The sequence below is a fragment of the Bacillus sp. JJ675 genome (genome assembly GCF_036963165.1).
GTDB classification, from domain to species: domain Bacteria; phylum Bacillota; class Bacilli; order Bacillales; family Bacillaceae; genus Bacillus; species Bacillus glycinifermentans.
The window spans coordinates 1-17,787 of record NZ_JBALMR010000087.1 but is presented as its reverse complement, the minus strand read 5'-3'; the positions used below and the strand labels follow the sequence as shown (position 1 = coordinate 17,787).

At 48.8% G+C, this 17,787-nt stretch carries 16 protein-coding genes; 8 read left to right on the top strand and 8 right to left on the bottom strand.

All coding sequences use genetic code 11. The features are described from left to right. Window positions 1-65: 65 nt before the first annotated feature. From gabD to gabT, 3 genes are read right to left on the bottom strand one after another with little or no spacing between them, the layout of a single operon-like run. Window positions 66-1,460 carry a succinate-semialdehyde dehydrogenase gene (gene gabD / locus V7126_RS21055; protein ID WP_046131067.1) on the bottom strand — a complete coding sequence of 465 codons (1,395 nt, stop codon included), beginning with the start codon at window positions 1,458-1,460 and terminating at the stop codon, window positions 66-68. Then, on the bottom strand, window positions 1,435-2,826 hold the full coding sequence (locus tag V7126_RS21050) for an APC family permease (protein ID WP_046131068.1): 1,392 nt from the start codon (window positions 2,824-2,826) through the stop codon (window positions 1,435-1,437). Before V7126_RS21050 ends, gabD begins: the two co-directional genes overlap by 26 nt. A 14-nt stretch (window positions 2,827-2,840) precedes the next feature. Next, window positions 2,841-4,160: a 4-aminobutyrate--2-oxoglutarate transaminase gene (gabT, locus tag V7126_RS21045; RefSeq protein WP_046131069.1), complete on the bottom strand. Its 1,320-nt coding sequence runs from the start codon at window positions 4,158-4,160 to the stop codon at window positions 2,841-2,843. A 101-nt stretch (window positions 4,161-4,261) separates the two neighbouring features. On the opposite strand from gabT, the gene V7126_RS21040 reads away from it, so the two are divergent. Next, window positions 4,262-5,677, top strand: a complete 1,416-nt coding sequence (locus V7126_RS21040) for a PLP-dependent aminotransferase family protein (RefSeq protein WP_046131070.1) — start codon at window positions 4,262-4,264, stop codon at window positions 5,675-5,677. A gap of 45 nt (window positions 5,678-5,722) precedes the next feature. On the opposite strand, the gene V7126_RS21035 is transcribed toward V7126_RS21040, so the two are convergent. After that, window positions 5,723-6,019: an ArsR/SmtB family transcription factor gene (locus V7126_RS21035; protein WP_046131071.1), complete on the bottom strand. Its 297-nt coding sequence runs from the start codon at window positions 6,017-6,019 to the stop codon at window positions 5,723-5,725. Between the two features lie 175 nt (window positions 6,020-6,194). On the opposite strand from V7126_RS21035, the gene V7126_RS21030 reads away from it, so the two are divergent. From V7126_RS21030 to V7126_RS21010, 5 genes are all read left to right on the top strand, one after another. Further along, a complete protein-coding gene (locus tag V7126_RS21030) occupies window positions 6,195-6,479 on the top strand; it encodes a putative quinol monooxygenase (RefSeq protein WP_046131072.1) in 285 nt (94 codons plus the stop codon). Window positions 6,480-6,501: 22 nt separating this feature from the next. Then, the gene (locus V7126_RS21025) at window positions 6,502-7,239 is read left to right on the top strand and encodes an NADPH-dependent oxidoreductase (protein ID WP_046131073.1); all 738 of its coding nucleotides are present in this window, start codon (window positions 6,502-6,504) and stop codon (window positions 7,237-7,239) included. Window positions 7,240-7,347: 108 nt separating this feature from the next. Continuing rightward, the gene (locus tag V7126_RS21020) at window positions 7,348-8,175 is read left to right on the top strand and encodes an isocitrate lyase/PEP mutase family protein (RefSeq protein WP_046131074.1); all 828 of its coding nucleotides are present in this window, start codon (window positions 7,348-7,350) and stop codon (window positions 8,173-8,175) included. A gap of 110 nt (window positions 8,176-8,285) precedes the next feature. Beyond that, complete coding sequence (locus V7126_RS21015; protein WP_216899453.1) at window positions 8,286-9,167, top strand: TetR/AcrR family transcriptional regulator; 882 nt, start codon at window positions 8,286-8,288, stop codon at window positions 9,165-9,167. Between the two features lie 11 nt (window positions 9,168-9,178). Continuing rightward, window positions 9,179-10,594 carry an MDR family MFS transporter gene (locus V7126_RS21010; protein ID WP_175076920.1) on the top strand — a complete coding sequence of 472 codons (1,416 nt, stop codon included), beginning with the start codon at window positions 9,179-9,181 and terminating at the stop codon, window positions 10,592-10,594. Between the two features lie 73 nt (window positions 10,595-10,667). Here V7126_RS21010 and V7126_RS21005 read toward each other — a convergent pair whose 3' ends face one another. Genes V7126_RS21005 through V7126_RS20990 form a run of 4 tightly spaced genes read right to left on the bottom strand, consistent with a single transcriptional unit; the run spans window position 10,668 to window position 14,271 of the window. Continuing rightward, window positions 10,668-11,606: a siderophore ABC transporter substrate-binding protein gene (locus V7126_RS21005; protein WP_046131091.1), complete on the bottom strand. Its 939-nt coding sequence runs from the start codon at window positions 11,604-11,606 to the stop codon at window positions 10,668-10,670. A gap of 19 nt (window positions 11,607-11,625) precedes the next feature. Beyond that, a complete protein-coding gene (locus V7126_RS21000; protein WP_046131075.1) occupies window positions 11,626-12,384 on the bottom strand; it encodes an iron ABC transporter ATP-binding protein in 759 nt (252 codons plus the stop codon). Then, complete coding sequence (locus V7126_RS20995; RefSeq protein ID WP_046131076.1) at window positions 12,384-13,328, bottom strand: iron chelate uptake ABC transporter family permease subunit; 945 nt, start codon at window positions 13,326-13,328, stop codon at window positions 12,384-12,386. Before V7126_RS20995 ends, V7126_RS21000 begins: the two co-directional genes overlap by 1 nt. Next, the gene (locus tag V7126_RS20990) at window positions 13,318-14,271 is read right to left on the bottom strand and encodes an ABC transporter permease (RefSeq protein ID WP_046131077.1); all 954 of its coding nucleotides are present in this window, start codon (window positions 14,269-14,271) and stop codon (window positions 13,318-13,320) included. The genes V7126_RS20995 and V7126_RS20990 overlap by 11 nt, the downstream gene beginning before the upstream one ends. A 271-nt stretch (window positions 14,272-14,542) precedes the next feature. Between V7126_RS20990 and V7126_RS20985 the strand changes: the two genes are divergently transcribed. Together V7126_RS20985 and V7126_RS20980 are read left to right on the top strand one after the other, a co-directional pair. Next, window positions 14,543-15,904 (top strand): aspartate kinase, encoded by a 1,362-nt coding sequence (locus V7126_RS20985; RefSeq protein ID WP_046131078.1) that lies wholly within the window; start codon window positions 14,543-14,545, stop codon window positions 15,902-15,904. A 110-nt stretch (window positions 15,905-16,014) separates the two neighbouring features. Next, window positions 16,015-17,733 carry a methyl-accepting chemotaxis protein gene (locus V7126_RS20980; RefSeq protein WP_046131079.1) on the top strand — a complete coding sequence of 573 codons (1,719 nt, stop codon included), beginning with the start codon at window positions 16,015-16,017 and terminating at the stop codon, window positions 17,731-17,733. Window positions 17,734-17,787: the final 54 nt, after the last annotated feature.

The following is a 17,787-nucleotide window of genomic DNA, read 5'->3' as shown; positions in this document are numbered from 1 at the left end:
TTGACAGGGTGCAGATCAAGATGTACACAGGGCCAGTTTTTTATCATTCTGTGAATATCTAAATCTTATTCATCCAATCCGATCGATAAATATTTCGTTTCCAAATACGGCTCGATGCCTTCCAGTCCGCCTTCGCGTCCGATTCCGCTTTCCTTCATGCCGCCGAACGGCGCCTGAACGGTTGACGGACCTCCGTCATTCCAGCCGAGGATGCCGTATTCGAGGCGTTCTGACAAATAGATGCCGCGGCGGTAGTTTTCCGTGAAGAAATACGCGGCTAAACCGTAAGGCGTATCGTTGGCAATCTCAATCGCCTCATCGATCGTTTTGAAAGAAATGATCGGTGCGACCGGGCCGAATGTCTCCTCATGCATAATCGTCATCGATAGATCGACATCCGTCAGGACAGTCGGGTGAACGAAATAGCATGCTTTTTCATCATCGCTGTCATATTCGGCTCCGATTAACACCTTCGCTCCTTTATCGACCGCATCATTGATTTGTTCGACGATTTTTTGGAAGCCTTTTTTATTGATGATCGGTCCGACTGTAACGCCTTCTTCAAGGCCGTTGCCGACTTTGAGTTTGGCGACTTCCGCGCGGAGCTTTTCGGCAAACTCATCTTTCACCGATTCGTGCACGATCAGACGGTTGGCACAGACGCAGGTTTGTCCGGCATTTCTGTATTTCGACAGCATCGCCTGCTTCACGGCGAGGTCGATGTTGGCATCCTCGTCGACGATCAGCGGCGCATGCCCGCCAAGTTCCATCGATACGTGCTTCACCGTGTCGGCGCTGTTTTTGATCAAATGCTTGCCGACGGGTGTTGAGCCTGTGAACGTAATTTTGCGGATCAGCGGATGGCTCGTAAAAATGCTGCCGATCTCCTCGCCATCGCCGATCACGCATTGCAGAACGTCTTTCGGAATGCCGGCTTCATGTCCGAGACGCACCAGTTCGAGCGCCGTCAGCGGCGTATCGGGAGCAGGCTTGATGATAAACGTGCAGCCGGCCGCAAGTGCAGGCGCCGCTTTCCTGGTGATCATCGCCGCCGGGAAATTCCATGGCGTAATCGCCGCTACCGGGCCGACGGCCTGCCGCGTCACGACAATCCGTTTATTGGTAACAGATGCGGGAACCGTTCTTCCGTAAATGCGCTTCGCTTCCTCGGCATACCACTCGATATACCCTGCCGCATATATCACTTCGCCTGCCGCTTCTTTGTATGGTTTTCCGTTTTCAAGCGTGATCATTTCGGCCAGTTCTTCTTTATGCTCCATGATGAGGTCAAACCACTTCTTCAATAATGAAGCTCTTTCTGCGGCAGATGTTTTGGACCATTTCTGAAACGCCTTATGAGAACGCTCGACTGCTGCTTCTACTTCTTGTCGGGACTGTTGGGGAACGGTCTCGATTTTCTCTCCAGTCGCCGGGTTAAAAACTTCTAGCATGCTGGTCATGTTGAATCTCCTCCCCGTTTTGTTTTGAATTGCTATTGTATAAAACAATGCCGATCAACGTCCATCCAGCCAATATCAGCCATTCATACGGCCACGCGAGCGCAGCCGGCATGCCCGGCAGATAAAAGGCAAGAAAGATAACACTTAAGAGAATAGCAGATATACCAATCGTTTTCCACTTATTGATCTTGTACGGTCTGTTTAAGTCGGGCTCCGTTTTTCTCAGCTTCATGAACGCCGCCGATACGATCAAGTACCCGACGATAATGCCTGTTCCCCCTGCATTGACGATCCACACGAGGGCCGGCCGCCCTAAAAGCGGTGCGAAAAAAGCAAGCGCTCCAAGAAACAAAATCGCGTGTGTCGGCGTTTTATATGTCGGGTGGATATAGCCGAACCATTTCGGAACCATCCCTTTTTCAGACATCGCATAGAGAATGCGGCTCGCGCCAATGATAAAAGCGTTCCAGCTCGTGATGATCCCCGCCACTCCGCCGAGGACGAGCACCGTTCCGAACAATTGGCTGCCAAGCAGGTTCACCATCGCATCAGCGGTCGCCAAAGAGGACGACACAAGCTCGCTTTCCGATAATCCCAATGTCACGCCGAACACGATCAAAAGGTAGAAAATGACCGCACTGATAATCGAGATGATCAGCATTTTGCCGATGATTTTTTTAGGAGCCTTGATTTCTGCGGCAACCTGGGGAATCACGTCAAACCCGACAAACAAAAACGGGATCATGACGAGCACCGACATCATCCCGGAAAACCCGTCTTTAAAGAGCGGTTCGACGTTTCTATAATCGCCGTTGACCAGAGCGCCGCCCAGCAGCAAAAAACCCGTAGCGATGATCGCAATCGTAAATACCGACTGGAAGATAGCTGCCGGCTTAACGCCGAAATAGTTGAGGGCAGTCAGAACGACCGCGCCTCCGGAACCGATCAAAACCCATGTGAAATAGACATCCCAGCTGCCAAGCGTCCACAAAAACCAAAGATGTTCGACAGGCATCACATAGTCGATCACAGTCGGCAAAGCGACCGCCTCGAAGGTAATCACGGACACGTATCCGAACAGCACGCCCCAGGCCGCGATAAATGCGGTTTTCCTGCCAAACGCCCTGAGGACGAAAATCATCCCCCCGCCCGTTTCCGGGATCGCAGAAGAAAGCTCCGCATACGTCAAACCGATCAATATGACAAGAATTCCGCCGATGATAAACGCGAACATGCTGCCTAAAAAGCCGGCCGTCGAGATCCAGTCTCCGGACAGAACGACCCAGCCCCAGCCGAGCATAGCGCCGATCGCAAGGAACAGGACATCCATCTGTGACATTGATTTTTTCATTTGCTGTTTTTCCATGAACAACCCCCTCCCTAATCCAGCACTGTTTGCAGCGCTTCTTCGATGATGGCGAGCCCTTCGTGAAGCAATTCATCCGTTATGACGAGCGGCGTCAGAAAACGGATGATATTGCCGTTGATTCCTGCCGTAAGTAACAGCAGCCCGTGTTCATTCGCATACTTGGCGATGGCAGCAGCCGCAGCTTTATCAGACTCGCGCGTGTCCTGATCCTTGACGATTTCGATCGCCGCCATCGCGCCGAGCCTGCGGATTTCGCCGATCTGCGGATATGTCTGCTTCCATGCGAGCGCTTTGTCTTCGATCGCTTTTCCGATTTCTTCTGAACGCTTGTTCAGCCCTTCCTCTTCGATGATGTCGAGCACTGCAAGAGCGGCAACGCATCCGAGCGGACTGCCGGCATATGTCCCGCCAAGCTCGCCGGGCGCCGCGGCATCAAGCATTTCCGAACTTCCGATCACCCCGCTGAGCGGAACGCCTGCGGCAAGCGACTTTGAAACCGTCACAAGGTCAGGCACGACATCGAAGTGCTCGATCGCAAAGTACTTGCCCGTCCTCGCAAACCCGGTTTGAATCTCATCAGCCACAAGGACGATGCCGTGTTCCTTGCAGAAGGCTGCGACATGCTGGACAAACCGTTTGGAAGGGATGATAAAGCCGCCTTCCCCCTGCACAGGCTCCATGACGACACAGGCAACCGTCTCAGGCGCGACCGCAGAAACAAAGAAATCGTCAAACGCCTGAATCACCATTTCGTCATAGCTCTCATCGCTCATCCCGAGAGGCTTCCGGTAATAGTAAGGAAACGGAGCCTGATACACCTCGGGAGCGAACGGCCCGAAACCGAACTTGTACGGTTTGACTTTGCTCGTCATGCTCATCGTCATATTCGTGCGCCCGTGGAATCCGCGCGTAAAGGAAACGACGGCTTGGCGTTTCGTATACTTTCTTGCGATCTTCACCGCATTTTCCACGGCTTCCGCACCCGAATTTAAGAAAATCGCTTTTTTCTCATGATCACCGGGTGTCAGCCGGCACAGTTTTTCCGCCAGTTCGAGATAGGGCTGATACATCATGACGTTAAAGCCCGGGTGGATCAGCTGATCGGCCTGCTGCTTGACCGCTTCGACGACTTTTGGGTGGGAATGCCCGACGTTTAATGTGCCGATCGCTCCGGCGAAATCGATAAAACGCCTTCCGTCAATGTCATATACAAGTGCGCCTTCCCCTCTTGCCGCAATGCTGCGGTTTCCGTTGCTGACGCCTCTGGCCACATACCGGTCCCGCTTTGCCTGCCATTCACCCGTTGTTAAGACTGCTGTGTTAAGACTCATCATCATCTCTCCCTTTGATTTATTTCTTATAATTCTGAATATTTTTTGGTATGATGAAAAGTACCAACTTAACATTTTTGATGGTACCAGTAGGAGGCGCGATGATTACGATTGCGATTGACCGTTCACAGGATGCGGATTTTATTTATCATCAAATTTATCAAAAGATCAAAGAGGAAATTTTCAGCCGAAACCTTATGCCGGGAAAAAAGCTCCCGTCAAAGCGGGAGCTCGCAGGAGCACTCAATGTCAGCATCAATTCCGTCAATGCAGCATACCAGCAGCTTCTCGCCGAAGGGTATCTTTATTCTGAGGAAAGGAAAGGCTTTTTCGTGGAACAAATCGAGACGTTTCATGCCGCACGGCACACCGGTCCGCTCCGGCTCGATGAGGAATTGCGCGAAGAGGACGGCAATAAAGACGGCTGGATTTCGTTTTCCCATATGAGCGTGGATACGGCGCATTTTCCTTTTAAAACATGGTTTCGCTGCGAGCAAAAAGCCGCCGCTTCCCATACCGCCGAACTAGGGGAAATGACGCACCCGCAGGGCGCCTACAAAGTTCGGCAAACGTTCGCCCGCTTCATTGCGCTAGCGAGAGGCGTCAAATGCCATCCCGAACAAATCGTGGTCAGCGCCGGGACCCAGCCGCTCATTCACACCATCCAGGATCTCCTCCCTGAATCGGCGGTGTATGCAATGGAAGAGCCGGGATACAGCCGCATTTATCAACAGTTGAAAAATGAGCGGAAACGCGTGGTGACGATTGGGCTTGACCATAAAGGAATGCGCATTGACGATATTCACCGCCTGAATCCGGACGTGCTGTTCGTCACCCCTTCACACCAGTTTCCGACCGGAATCATCATGCCGGTGTCGCGAAGAATTCAGCTTTTGAACTGGGTATCTGACGGAGAAAACCGCTATATTGTCGAAGATGATTATGACAGCGAATTTAAATACGGAAGCGACACGATTCCCGCTCTGCAAAGCCTTGACCGGTCTGAGAAGGTCATCTACATCGGCACATTTTCAAAATCGCTTCTTCCGGGCTTGAGAATCAGCTACATGGTGCTGCCGCAAAAGCTTCTGAAACGGTACAGAAAAAGGCACCATTCCTCGATTCAATCAAGCAGCGCCCTGACGCAGTTTGCGCTTCAGGAGCTGATTGAATCGGGAGAGTATCAACGGCACATCAAAAAAATGAACCAGATCTATGAGGAAAAACGGACAAGATTGATCGGAAGCCTTGAAAAAACCTTCGCCGGCCGGGTCAAGATCAAAGGTGCGAGCGCAGGGCTGCACTTTGTCGCTGATTTTGACACAAAACGGAGCGAGGAAGAGGTTTTGGCGAGGGCAAGGGAAAACCTTGTCGAAGTGTATGGGATGAACCGGTTTATATTAAAGAAGAAAAACAACGCAGACGGCCAGGTATCGCTGGTGCTCGGATTTGCAAAAATCGGCATTGATGAAATAGACGAAGGCGTCTCAAAACTTTATGAAGCGGTATGCGGCTGAACATAAAAGCACCGGCAGGTTTGGACCTGCCGGTATCATTTTTGTTTACCACTGTTCTTTTTCAACCTGAAGGATCGCGCGGATCAATCCCGGAAACTGCTGTTCCAGCTCCTCTTTGCAAAGCGAATAGTAATGATGTTTCCCTTCGATTCGCACCTTGAGAATGCCGGCTTCCCTGAGCACCTTAAAGTGATGGGACAAGGTTGATTTCGCGACATTGATGTTCGTGCAGGCGCCGCACGTTTTTTCGGCTGTATCAGCCAAAGCTTTGACAATTTCCAGTCTGATCGGATCACTCAATGCGTGCAGAACCGAAGTTAATTTCATGTCTTTTATATTCATGGGTTAAATGTATCATAATCCTTACTTCAAGACAATTGTACCAGTTGGTGCAAAATGGTTGCAGCATCATTACCGGGCATGTTACGATGCAATCGTTCGATGGTTTTCGAACAATAGCAAACCGTATACAAAGGAAAACAGAAGGTATCCTATATTTTATCTGGAGGTTTTTTACATGATCGTATTGCAGGCTTATATGAAAGTAAAACCCGAACAGCGCGAATCCTTTTTGGAGAGCGTACAGCCGCTGTTGAAGCATTCAAGGGCTGAAGCCGGAAACGCACAATACCAGCTTTTCGAGGACACCGAGAATGCCAATACATTTGTCATGCTTGAGCAATGGAAGGATCAAGAAGCGCTCGACGCCCATAATCAAACCGAGCATTTCCAAACATTTGTCAAAGCTGCGGGCGATCTGCTGGCAGAACCGCTGAACGTGTTGCGCACTGAAACCCATTAATATGGAAAGGACGGAGAGTCAAATGAATGAAGTGATGAAAACATTAACAGATCACAGGTCAATCCGCAGCTATACCGATGAGCCTGTAAGCCCTGAACAGCTTGACGCCATCATCCAGGCTGTCCAAGCCGCACCGACTTCGATCAACGGACAGCAGGTCACCGTCATTACGGTTCAGGATCAAAAACGGAAACAAAAAATCGCCGAGCTTGCCGGAGGACAGAAATGGATCGAAGAGGCTCCCGTTTTCCTTTTGTTCTGCGCGGATTTCAACAGAGCCAAAATCGCCCTCGAAAAAAACGGACAGCCTCTTGCGATTACGGACGGAACCGAATCTGTTCTCGTCGGGGCAGTCGATGCCGGCATCGCCCTCGGAACGGCTACTGCTGCCGCTGAATCGATGGGGCTCGGCACCGTACCGATCGGGGCAGTCCGCGGCCGCGCCGAAGAGCTGATTGAGCTTCTCGACATTCCTGAATTCGTCTTTCCTGTTGCAGGGCTTGTTGTCGGCCATCCGGCGGACCGCTCCGCGAAAAAACCGCGCCTGCCTGAACAAGCGGTAAGGCACAGCGAGACATACAACCATGATCTAAAGCCTTTGATCGACGAGTACGATGAAGTCATATCCGAATACATGAAAAAACGGACCAATGGAGCGGATTCAAGAAACTGGTCAGAAGGCATTTCTTCATATTACAGCCGCGTCTACTATCCGCACATACGGGAAATGCTTGAAAAGCAGGGATTTAAGCTTGAATAGGGATCTTCCTTAAGGCTATCGTCAATCGATAGCCTTTTTTTCACTCCACATTTCGATGTGCATCGAAGGATACACGATCTACAATGTGTTTAAAAAGGAGTGAAAGAAATGAAACAGCTAAAAAAGTTCGAGACTTTTCAACGTCTCCATCATCAATCAGCCCCTTTTGTTCTGCCGAATGCATGGGATGCGGCGAGCGCTGCCGTTTTTGAAAGAACAGGCTTTAAAGCCGTCGGAACGACCAGCGCAGGGATCGCCATGTCGTTAGGCTACAAAGACGGGGAACACCTCCCTTTTGAAACATTGCTTGATGTCCTCACAAACATTGCAGGTTCGGTCGATGTCCCCGTCAGCGCTGATATTGAAGCAGGCTATGGCACGTTCCCCGAAGAAATCAGCGAAAACGTCCAAAAAATCGCTAAAACAGGTGTCGTCGGAATCAATATTGAAGACGGAACAGGGAATCCTGAACAGCCATTAAGCGACGCTTCATCGCAGGCGGAAAAAATCGCTGCGGTAAAAAAGCTTGACCTCCCCCTTTTTATTAATGCACGCACCGATTTGTACTGGCTCAGGCATTGTGATTCTGATTTCCGCCTACAGTCGGCCGTCCGGCGGGCAAACATCTACAGGGAAGCCGGCGCAGACTGCATATTCGTCCCCGGAGCTGTTGACACTAAAACCATTCATCAACTAAGGAATGGCATTTCCGGTCCGCTCAATGTACTGGCCGGCGCGGGCGCCCCTTCGGTCAAGCTCCTTTCCGACATGGGAATCGAAAGAATCAGCTTGGGATCAGGACCTTTCAGGGCAAGCATGACTCTTCTGAAAACGATCGGCGAAGAGATCATCAGCCGCGGAAGCTTCCGGCACATGACAGAAGGCGTTCTTTCCTATGATGATGCTGCAGAATGGATCCGTCCGCCAAAAAAGTGAAACAAAATCGTTGACGAGTCGGGAGTGCTTCTGCTAATATTTCGTTTATGAAAACTCATGGGTTTTTTCGTGACTCATGAGTTTTATCGTTTGTGAAAGAAGGAGTCAGGATGAAGGATAAAAAAGCAGACATTTTAACGGCTGCCAAAAAACTGTTTGCCCAAAAAGGCTATTCGAATGTTTCTATGCAGGCGATCGCCGAGGAATGCAAGGTGTCAAAAGCTTCGATTTATAAATTGTTTCAATCAAAGGAAGACCTTTTGCTGGCACTAATCAAATACAACCAGCAGGAAATGCTGAAAAGAGGTGCGATGCTGAACGCAGAATCCGCGCTGACACCAAAAGAGAAATTTGCCAAGAAAATCGCTCTGGAGATTACAGAGTTCAGAGAAAACCGCCAATTTATCAATTTCATTTCCAATGATACATCTCCGCATACAGCGGTCTTTAAAGAACATCTCAAACAGACGAGGTCAATGATCATCTGCTGGCACAGAGATTCGATCCTTCAAGCGTACGGAGAAGATGTGAAGCCGTTTATATGGGATCTCGTCATCATTTTCCACGGTCTGATGAGAGAATTTCTTTTTCTGTCTATCATCAAGAAGACGCAGCCGGATATTGAGACGATCCCAAGCTTTATTATGATGGTGATGGATCTGGTCGTAGAGAAAAAAAAGGCCGGAGATCCGAGCACATCATTGAATGAAGACATTATCGCTTCCTTTAGAAATTCGGCGTCATGCAGGATGCCTAATAAGGAAGAACTCTTATCCGGCCACTTGCAGAAGCTGAAAGAAGCGATCGATTCGCTTTCAAAAGAGGAATATGATGTCGATGAACTGCAGTCCGCCTCCGAATTGCTGAAAGAGGAATTATTCGCCAAAGAGCAGCGCGCATTTTTAATTCAGGCTCTCCTTGGTTACCTGGGACAAATTGAAAGGCTGCAACACCCCATTTCACAAATCAAAACGATATGTATAACAGAATAAGAGGGATGCACATGAGCACAGGAACGGAACACCAGACGTATAACAGAAAAATCATCGTAGGTTTACTTATGGCCGGAGCGTTTATTGCGATTTTGAATCAGACGCTTTTGGTCACCGCACTGCCTCATATCATGGCAGATTTGAACATAGATGCGACACAGGGACAATGGCTGACGACGGCATTTATGCTGACAAACGGCATCCTGATTCCGATTACCGCATTTTTAATTGAAAAATTCTCAAGCCGCGCCCTGGTCATCACAGCAATGGCAATCTTTACGGCCGGAACGGTCGTCGGCGCGTTTGCACCAAATTTCCCGGTCCTCTTGGCTGCGCGCATCATTCAGGCCGCAGGCGCGGGGATTATGATGCCGCTGATGCAAACGATCTTTTTAACGATTTTCCCTGTCGACAAACGCGGGGCTGCGATGGGGATGGTCGGATTGGTTATCGCCTTTGCGCCTGCCATCGGACCGACATTGTCAGGCTGGATCGTTGACAGCTTTACTTGGAGATACTTATTTTACATTATTTTGCCGATTGCCGTCATTGATCTTATACTCGTCATCATATTGATGAAAAACGTAACAAAGCTGAGAGAAACATCTCTCGATATCCTTTCGATTATCCTGTCAACTTTAGGCTTCGGCGGTTTGTTGTACGGATTCAGCAGCGCCGGGTCTGACGGCTGGGGAGACCAGACCGTCCTGATTTCTCTTTCAGTCGGCGCCGTATCCTTGATCTTCTTTATTATGAGACAAATGAAAATCAAAAGACCGATTCTCGAATTCCGCGTTTTTCAATCATGGACGTTCAGCCTTACGACATTGCTTGGAATGATCGTGTTTGCTTTAATGATCGGAACGGAAACGATTTTGCCGCTGTATACGCAAAACGTCAGATCGATTTCAGCTTTTGATTCAGGCTTGATGCTCCTGCCGGGTGCGGTCGCAATGGGCATTATGTCTCCGATCATCGGCAAAATTTTTGACAAGATCGGCGGCAAAGGGCTGGCGATTATCGGTTTTGCCATCTTGCTCTTAACATCGATTCCGTTTGCGGATCTGAAAGACGATACATCGATCACCTTCATCGTCATCCTTTACACGATCCGCATGGCCGGAACGTCGATGATCATGATGCCGCTGACGACGGCCGGTATCAATGCACTCCCGCCGCATCTCATCGCACATGGAACCGCGATGAACAACACGATGCGCCAAATCGGAGGATCAATCGGCACAGCCGTTTTGATCTCCGTCATGAGCAATTCGACGAAAAATGCAAGCACGACCAATCCGATAAACGCAGTCATTCACGGAATGAACTCCGCCTTTATCGTCGCCGCCGTGTTGGCGCTTGCCGGATTCATCCTCTCCTTCACGCTGAAGCGCAAAGTGCAGAAAGAAGGACAGCCGGCGCGTTGATGTTTGACACCAGTTCACATGTGAACTGGTGTTTTCTTAAATAAAAAGGCTGCCGGTGCCGGCAGCCTTGTTTTTATTTCAAACCTTTTTCGATTTCTTTCACCATCTCAGACACGGACTCAAGACCGCCGCCGGATAAATACCAGTAGCCCGGGTCAAGGTATGTGATGTGTCCGTTTTTATAGGCGTTTGTCGATTTTACGATCTCGTTTTCGATGACTTCTTTAGCTGTTCCTTTTTCGCCGATGGCAGCGCTCCGGTCGATGACAAACAGATAGTCCGGATTCTTTTCTGAAATATATTCAGAAGAGACGCTTTGGCCGTGAAGCGAAGCTTTAATCTGTTTATCGGCAGGCTGAACGCCGAGTACGTCGTGAACCAGCCCGAATCTTGACCCGCTTCCGTAGGCGCTGATTTGTTTATCGCTCGTCAGCACGACAAGTCCTTTTCCGCCTTTTTCTTTCGCCAGTTTGCTGACTTTTTCTACCTGGCTATCGATTTTGGCGAGCTCTTGTTTGACAGCGTCTTCTTTGCCGAAGATTTTTCCGATGATCTCTGTGTTTTCTTTAAAGCTGTTCATGTAGTTTTTCTGATCGAGCTCGATGTCGATCGTCGGCGCGATCTTTTTGAATTCATCATATTGGTCTGCCTGTCTGCCTTCGATGATGATCAAATCGGGATCAAGCTCGGCGATTTTTTCAAAATCAGGCTCTTTCAGTCCGCCGACGCTTTCGTATTTTTTATCATTGTATTGTTTCAAGTATGAAGGAAGACTTTGCTTCGGCAGGCCGGCAACACGGTCGCCGAGTCCCAATTTATCAAGCGTATCGAGCATTCCGAAATTGAAGACGACGATCTTTTTCGGATTTTTTGGAACATCTGTTGTATCGCTTTTATGTTTGATCTGAACGGATTCTCCCTTTTTCCCGTCCGTTTGCGCATCCTTGCTTCCGCATGCGGCAATAACTAAAACCGCAATCACAGCCATAAAGAACAACGATAGCTTTTTCAATGCAATCACCTCATCCTTTTTATGAAAAATAGACACAGATTTTTTGGTCTCCGATTTGCTGAATAGGTATGTCCATATCGTAAATTTCTTTCAGCACCGGTGTTTGTATGATGTCCTCCGTCGGCCCTTCCTTGACGATTCGCCCGTTTTTCAGGGCGACAATCCGGTCGGAATAGACGGAGGCAAAGTTAATATCGTGAATGACAATGACAATCGTTTTGCCGTGCTGAACGACAAGCTTTTTCAGCAGCTTCATTATTTCTACGGAATGCTTCATATCCAGGTTGTTCAACGGTTCATCAAGCAGGATGTAATCGGTGTCCTGCGCGATGACCATCGCGATGAATGCCCGCTGGCACTGGCCTCCGCTCAATTGATCCAAATGTTTATGCTCAATGTCTTTCAGCTTCATATAATCGATCGCCTGATCGACGTACGTCCAATCTTCCTTCGTCAGCCTCCCTTGCGAATACGGGAATCTCCCGAAGCTGACGAGCTCCCTCACGGTGAGCCTAATGTCGATCTTGTTGGACTGCTTCAGAATGCTGATTTTTTTGGCCAAATCATCGCTTTTATATGCGCTGATTTCCTTGCCTTCGATCCGAACCTCTCCGGAGTCCGGCGCGATCAGCCTGCTGACCATGGAAAGCAGCGTGCTTTTCCCGGCTCCGTTCGGCCCGATAAAGGATGTGATCTTTCCTTTTTGAATCGATACCGCTGCGTCTTCCACAACGGTTTGATCTCCGTATTGCTTCGTGACATGTGAGACTTCTATCATCATTTACGCTCCTTCAGCAGCAGGTAAATAAAATAAATCCCGCCGATAAAATCAATGATCACCACTAAAGTCGCCGTTAAACCGAACACCTTTTCAACGATGAACTGGCCGCCGACAAGGGCGGTGATGCTGAAAAGCACCGCTCCCGGAATCAAAACGCTGTGTTTGTACGTCTTGAAAAATTCGCGCGCAACATTGACAGCGAGCAGCCCCAAAAAGGTAATCGGTCCGACAAGCGCGGTTGATACAGAAACGAGCACTGCGACGATGATCAGCATTTTTTTCACCGTCCGGTCATAGTCGATTCCAAGGTTGACGGCATGGTCCCTTCCGAGCGACAGCACGTCAAAAATGCGGCGAAACCGCCATGCATAGGCCAGAACCGCGATGATGACGGCCGATGCGAGCAGTAAAATGTCTGTATTTACATTGTTAAAGCTGGCAAACATCTTGTTCTGCACAACCTGAAACTCATTCGGATCGATCAGCATCTGCATAAAGGATGACAGGCTTCTGAACAGCGTGCCAAACACGATCCCCACAAGGAGCAGCAAAAAGATATGCCGTCCCCCGCGGCGGAACATCAGCGCAAACAGCGCGAAGGAAAAGCAGACCATCAGCCCCGTCGACAGCAGGAAGTTCGCGTTTTTCCCGAGTTCGGCCAGCTGCGCGGCGCCGAAAAAGTAAATCACCGCCGTTTGCAGCAAAACATAAAGCGAATCAAGCCCGAGAATGCCCGGCGTTAAAATTCTGTTGTTTGTGATCGTTTGGAAGATCATCGATGAATAGCCGATCGCCGTACCGACTAAGATGATCGCCAATACTTTGGTCATTCTTCGCGGCAGCGCATATTCCCATACCGACGGCAATGCGTAAAACAAAAACAGGCCGGTGCAGACGGCTGCAGCCATGATGAGTACGAACATTTTCCGTTTAGAATCCATAGGCTTTTCTCCTTAAAAGCAAGTAAAGAAAAACGCCGCTTCCGATGATGCCGACCATCAGGCCGACCGAGATTTCATAAGGATAAATGATCAGCCGGCCCAATATGTCACAAAACAGGACAAAGACGGCGCCGAGAACCGCCGTGTGAGGCAGGCTGTTTTTCAAATGGTCTCCGCGATAAATCGAAACGATATTCGGAATGATCAGCCCGAGGAAAGGAAGCGTCCCGACCGTCAAAATGACGACTGACGAGATGACCGAAACAATGATCAGGCCGATGTTGATCACCCGCTGATAATTCAGCCCCAGATTGACTGAGAAGCTCTCGCCCATCCCGGCCACCGTAAATTTATTGGCAAACAGGTAGGCGATGATGACGAGCGGAATGCTCAAGTATAACAGCTCATACCTTCCTTTCATGACAAGCGAGAAATTCCCCTCAAACCACGCATTGACGTTTTGAATCAGGTCGTACTGATACGCTATGAACGTGGAAATGGCACTGACAACGCCCCCAAGCATCAAACCGACGAGCGGAATAAACACCGCGTCCTTAAATCTGATGCTGTCCAAAATCTTAAGAAACAAAAAGCTGCCGAACAGCGAAAAAGCACAGGCAAACACAATCTTTACAACTATGCCCGCTGAAGAAAACAGCATTATCGAAATGATGACGCCGAGCCTTGCCCAATCCATCGTCCCAGCCGTCGTCGGCGAGACGAATTTATTGCGGGTCAGCTGCTGCATAATCAGCCCGCAAATGCTCAGGCTCATTCCCGCAAGCACGATGCTGATCATTCGCGGAAGCCGGCTTATGTACAGCGTCTGAATGTCATCCTCGTTCAATCTGAATAGATCAAGGGGTGACAGTTGTTTGACGCCGATAAAAATTGAACTGAAACAAAGAATGATGAGCAGAAGCAGTAAATACCGCAATTTCATGCTGAATCGCCTCCCCCACGACAAAAAACATACCCTGCCCCAAAACGCTAATGATTATCATTATCAATAAGAGCCCATCCATCATCTTATCACCTTTTCTCACATAGTCAATATGATTCAGATTGAAAGAAAGCAAAAACCGCCCTCTAAAGTCCTCTTCAAAAAACACATTTGTTCATACAGGAAAGAAAAACCTTGATTCTTCCTGAAAAAAGCGTAATAATAAAAATTAAATTTATTGTGAAAATTAAAACTTTAGGAGATGTAAAACATGAAGGTCGTTAAATTTGGCGGCAGTTCGTTAGCAACCGGCGCTCAGCTTGAAAAGGTTTTTGACATCGTCGCACAAGATCCAAAGCGGAGAGCTGTCGTCGTATCAGCGCCGGGGAAACGGCATGCAGCAGACACGAAAGTAACCGATCTGCTTATCGCCTGTGCCGAACGGTATTTATCAAAAGGGGAGGCGCCTGAGCTGGTTGAAGAAATCGTCGGACGGTACGCCGATATTGCGCTGGAAGTCGGACTCGGAAATGAAGTCATCGGCCTGATCCGCTCCGATTTGCTCCGCCTGCTTCAAAGCGATAAACAGAGCCCGGAACGCTTTATCGATGCGATCAAAGCGAGCGGTGAAGACAATAACGCCAAACTGGTCGCGGCTTATTTCCGCCATCGCGGAGTTGAAGCCCATTATGTCAATCCGAAAGACGCAGGCCTTTTCGTAACGAGTGAACCGGGAAACGCCCAGGTGCTGCCAGAATCGTATGATAATCTGTTTCAGCTCAGACAAGAGCTGGGCATTATCGTATTTCCCGGATTCTTCGGCTTTAATGAGGAAGGCGAAGTGATTACGTTTTCTCGGAGCGGTTCAGATATTACGGGCTCGATTTTGGCGAACGGCTTAAAAGCGGAACTGTACGAAAACTTCACGGACGTTGATGCGGTCTACACGGTCAATCCTTCGATCGTTCCGCATCCGAAAGAGATCCGCGAACTGACATACAGAGAAATGCGCGAGCTGTCCTACGCCGGCTTTTCCGTCTTTCATGATGAAGCGCTAATTCCCGCTTTCCGCGCGAACATACCGGTGCAGATCAAAAATACGAACAATCCGTCTGCAGAAGGGACAAGAGTCGTCACAAAGCGCGACAACACGAACGGTCCGGTCGTCGGCATCGCCAGTGACAGCGGCTTTTGCAGCATATACATCAGCAAATATTTGATGAACCGCGAAATCGGATTCGGACGCCGCGTCCTTCAGATTCTTGAAGACGACGGACTGACATACGAACATATCCCGTCAGGCATCGACGACATGACGATTATTTTAAGACAGAACCAGATGGATGATACGATCGAAAACCGGATCATTAAGCGGATCAAGGATGAATTGGACGCCGATGAAGTGACGGTTGAGCACAACATTGCCCTGGTCATGGTCGTCGGTGAAGCGATGCGCCACAACGTCGGAACAACGGCAAGGGCGGCAAAAGCTCTGTCTGACGCTCACGTCAACATCGAAATGATCAATCAGGGCTCATCTGAGGTCAGCATGATGTTCGGCGTCAAAGAAGCCCAGGAAAAACAGGCCGTCCACGCTTTATACCAGGAATTTTTCGCCAAAGTGCTTGTCTGAAAAACCCCTTTTTATGGGGTTTTTTTGTTGTCAGAAAATATTCCGCCCCCATTTAAAATCTCTTGAAAAGGCCCGATATATAAAATAAATAAATGACGGGGGCAACAAACATGAATCTACTTAAAAATATCAAAATCAGGGGTAAACTGTTTATCATCATCCTGCTATCTGCGATTGCCCTGTTAATCGTCGGCCTTCAGGGCATAAACGGCCTCAACAAAATTTCAAAGGGATCTGAGGCCATTTATCAGGGGCAATTAGTCCCCAACCAATTATTTTCGAAGCTGAGGGCAAACAACCTTGAAATAGATGCGAACAATTTCGAACTGATGGTAACCGAAGACGACAGCATCAATGATCAGCTTCAAAAAGACGTTGAGAAAAAAAACGAAGAAAACAAAACCGCAATGGAGCAGATCGATAAGCTGGATTTGCCGGATAACGTAAAAGAAAAATACGAAACATTTAAATCAGAATATACGAAACTGCAAAATGCAAGCAACGACATGCTCAATTTGGCGATAGCAAATAAAAACAAGGAAGCGTACGCGTATTATTTAAAAAATGTGGAGCCGCAAAGAACGGCTGTCAATAAGCTGTTCGATGAGATTCAAACATTAAATTCCGAAAATGCAAAAACGAGATATCAGCAGGATACGAAAGAAGCAGGTTCGATTGTCATGCTGCTCATCATCGTGATTGCCGCAGCCCTTATCCTGTCCGTCACTTGCGGACTCCTGATGACAAGATTGATCGTCAGGCCGATTAAAGAGATTCAGAGATTATTTGCACAAACAGAGCAAGGCGATTTTACCGTCAAAGGAACGTATCAATCGAAGGATGAAGTGGGCATGCTGACGGCATCCTTTAACCAAATGGTAGCAGGTGTTCGCTCGATTATTGAAACGGTCGGCGAGACGTCCCATCAAGTGGCGGCTTCTTCTCAGCAGCTAAGCGCAAGCGCCGAGGAAAGCACAAAAGCGAGCGAATACATTTCCTCGACAATCCAGGAGCTTGCCTCAGGTTCTGAAAAACAGGCAGAAAGCGTTGAAAGCAGCAGAACCATCATTAAAGGGATGACCGAATTCGCCGGAAGAATTTCCTCCAATGCTGAAAAAGCCGCTTCAACAGCAGGCGAATCGGCGCAGATGTCAATCGAGGGAACGAAAGCAATCGAAAAAGTCGGCGCTCAAATGACGTCGATCAATGAAACGGTCGTCTCCCTCTCGGAAGCGTTTAAGCATTTGTCAGATCGCTCAGATGAAATCGGCAAGATTACCGAAGTGATTACGAGCATCGCCGAACAAACGAATTTGCTGGCGTTAAACGCGGCAATTGAAGCGGCAAGAGCAGGCGAACAAGGGAAAGGGTTCGCCGTCGTGGCGGATGAAGTCAGAAAGCTTGCCGAGCAGTCGGCCCACTCCGCAGAACAGATCACTAAATTGATCGCCATCATTCAGAATGATACAAAAGAGACGATGAATACCGTCATTTCGGCAACAGGCGAAGTCAAGGAAGGGCTTGTCGTCGTCAATGAAGCAGGCGGCGCTTTCCGGAAAATCGAGAGTTCGATTAAAGAAGCGGTTGCCCAAATCAACGATGTTACAGCTTTAGTAAGAAACCTGACAGCCGGTACAAACGAAATTGAAACAGCGATTTCCGGCGTACAGGAAGTGGCCGAAACAGCGGCCGAAAGCACGCAAACGGTCAGTGCAGCGACACAGGAGCAGCTTGCTTCAATGGAAGAAATCGCATCTTCCGCACAAATTCTCGCGCAAAACGCCGAAGAATTGCAGCACTTAATCGAGAAATTCAAAATCAAAGACTAAAAGAAAGAAGCCGCCTTTCATGCAAGGCGGCTTCCCAGCTTGTCGACAAAGTCA

Excerpts from the sequence above, each read along its gene's own strand:
- gabD (WP_046131067.1), bottom strand. The coding sequence starts at position 1,460 with ATGACCAGCATGCTAGAAGTTTTTAACCCGGCGACTGGAGAGAAAATC.
- V7126_RS21050 (WP_046131068.1), bottom strand. The coding sequence starts at position 2,826 with ATGGAAAAACAGCAAATGAAAAAATCAATGTCACAGATGGATGTCCTG.
- gabT (WP_046131069.1), bottom strand. The coding sequence starts at position 4,160 with ATGAGTCTTAACACAGCAGTCTTAACAACGGGTGAATGGCAGGCAAAG.
- V7126_RS21040 (WP_046131070.1), top strand. The coding sequence starts at position 4,262 with ATGATTACGATTGCGATTGACCGTTCACAGGATGCGGATTTTATTTAT.
- V7126_RS21035 (WP_046131071.1), bottom strand. The coding sequence starts at position 6,019 with ATGAATATAAAAGACATGAAATTAACTTCGGTTCTGCACGCATTGAGT.
- V7126_RS21030 (WP_046131072.1), top strand. The coding sequence starts at position 6,195 with ATGATCGTATTGCAGGCTTATATGAAAGTAAAACCCGAACAGCGCGAA.
- V7126_RS21025 (WP_046131073.1), top strand. The coding sequence starts at position 6,502 with ATGAATGAAGTGATGAAAACATTAACAGATCACAGGTCAATCCGCAGC.
- V7126_RS21020 (WP_046131074.1), top strand. The coding sequence starts at position 7,348 with ATGAAACAGCTAAAAAAGTTCGAGACTTTTCAACGTCTCCATCATCAA.
- V7126_RS21015 (WP_216899453.1), top strand. The coding sequence starts at position 8,286 with ATGAAGGATAAAAAAGCAGACATTTTAACGGCTGCCAAAAAACTGTTT.
- V7126_RS21010 (WP_175076920.1), top strand. The coding sequence starts at position 9,179 with ATGAGCACAGGAACGGAACACCAGACGTATAACAGAAAAATCATCGTA.
- V7126_RS21000 (WP_046131075.1), bottom strand. The coding sequence starts at position 12,384 with ATGATAGAAGTCTCACATGTCACGAAGCAATACGGAGATCAAACCGTT.
- V7126_RS20995 (WP_046131076.1), bottom strand. The coding sequence starts at position 13,328 with ATGGATTCTAAACGGAAAATGTTCGTACTCATCATGGCTGCAGCCGTC.
- V7126_RS20990 (WP_046131077.1), bottom strand. The coding sequence starts at position 14,271 with ATGAAATTGCGGTATTTACTGCTTCTGCTCATCATTCTTTGTTTCAGT.
- V7126_RS20985 (WP_046131078.1), top strand. The coding sequence starts at position 14,543 with ATGAAGGTCGTTAAATTTGGCGGCAGTTCGTTAGCAACCGGCGCTCAG.
- V7126_RS20980 (WP_046131079.1), top strand. The coding sequence starts at position 16,015 with ATGAATCTACTTAAAAATATCAAAATCAGGGGTAAACTGTTTATCATC.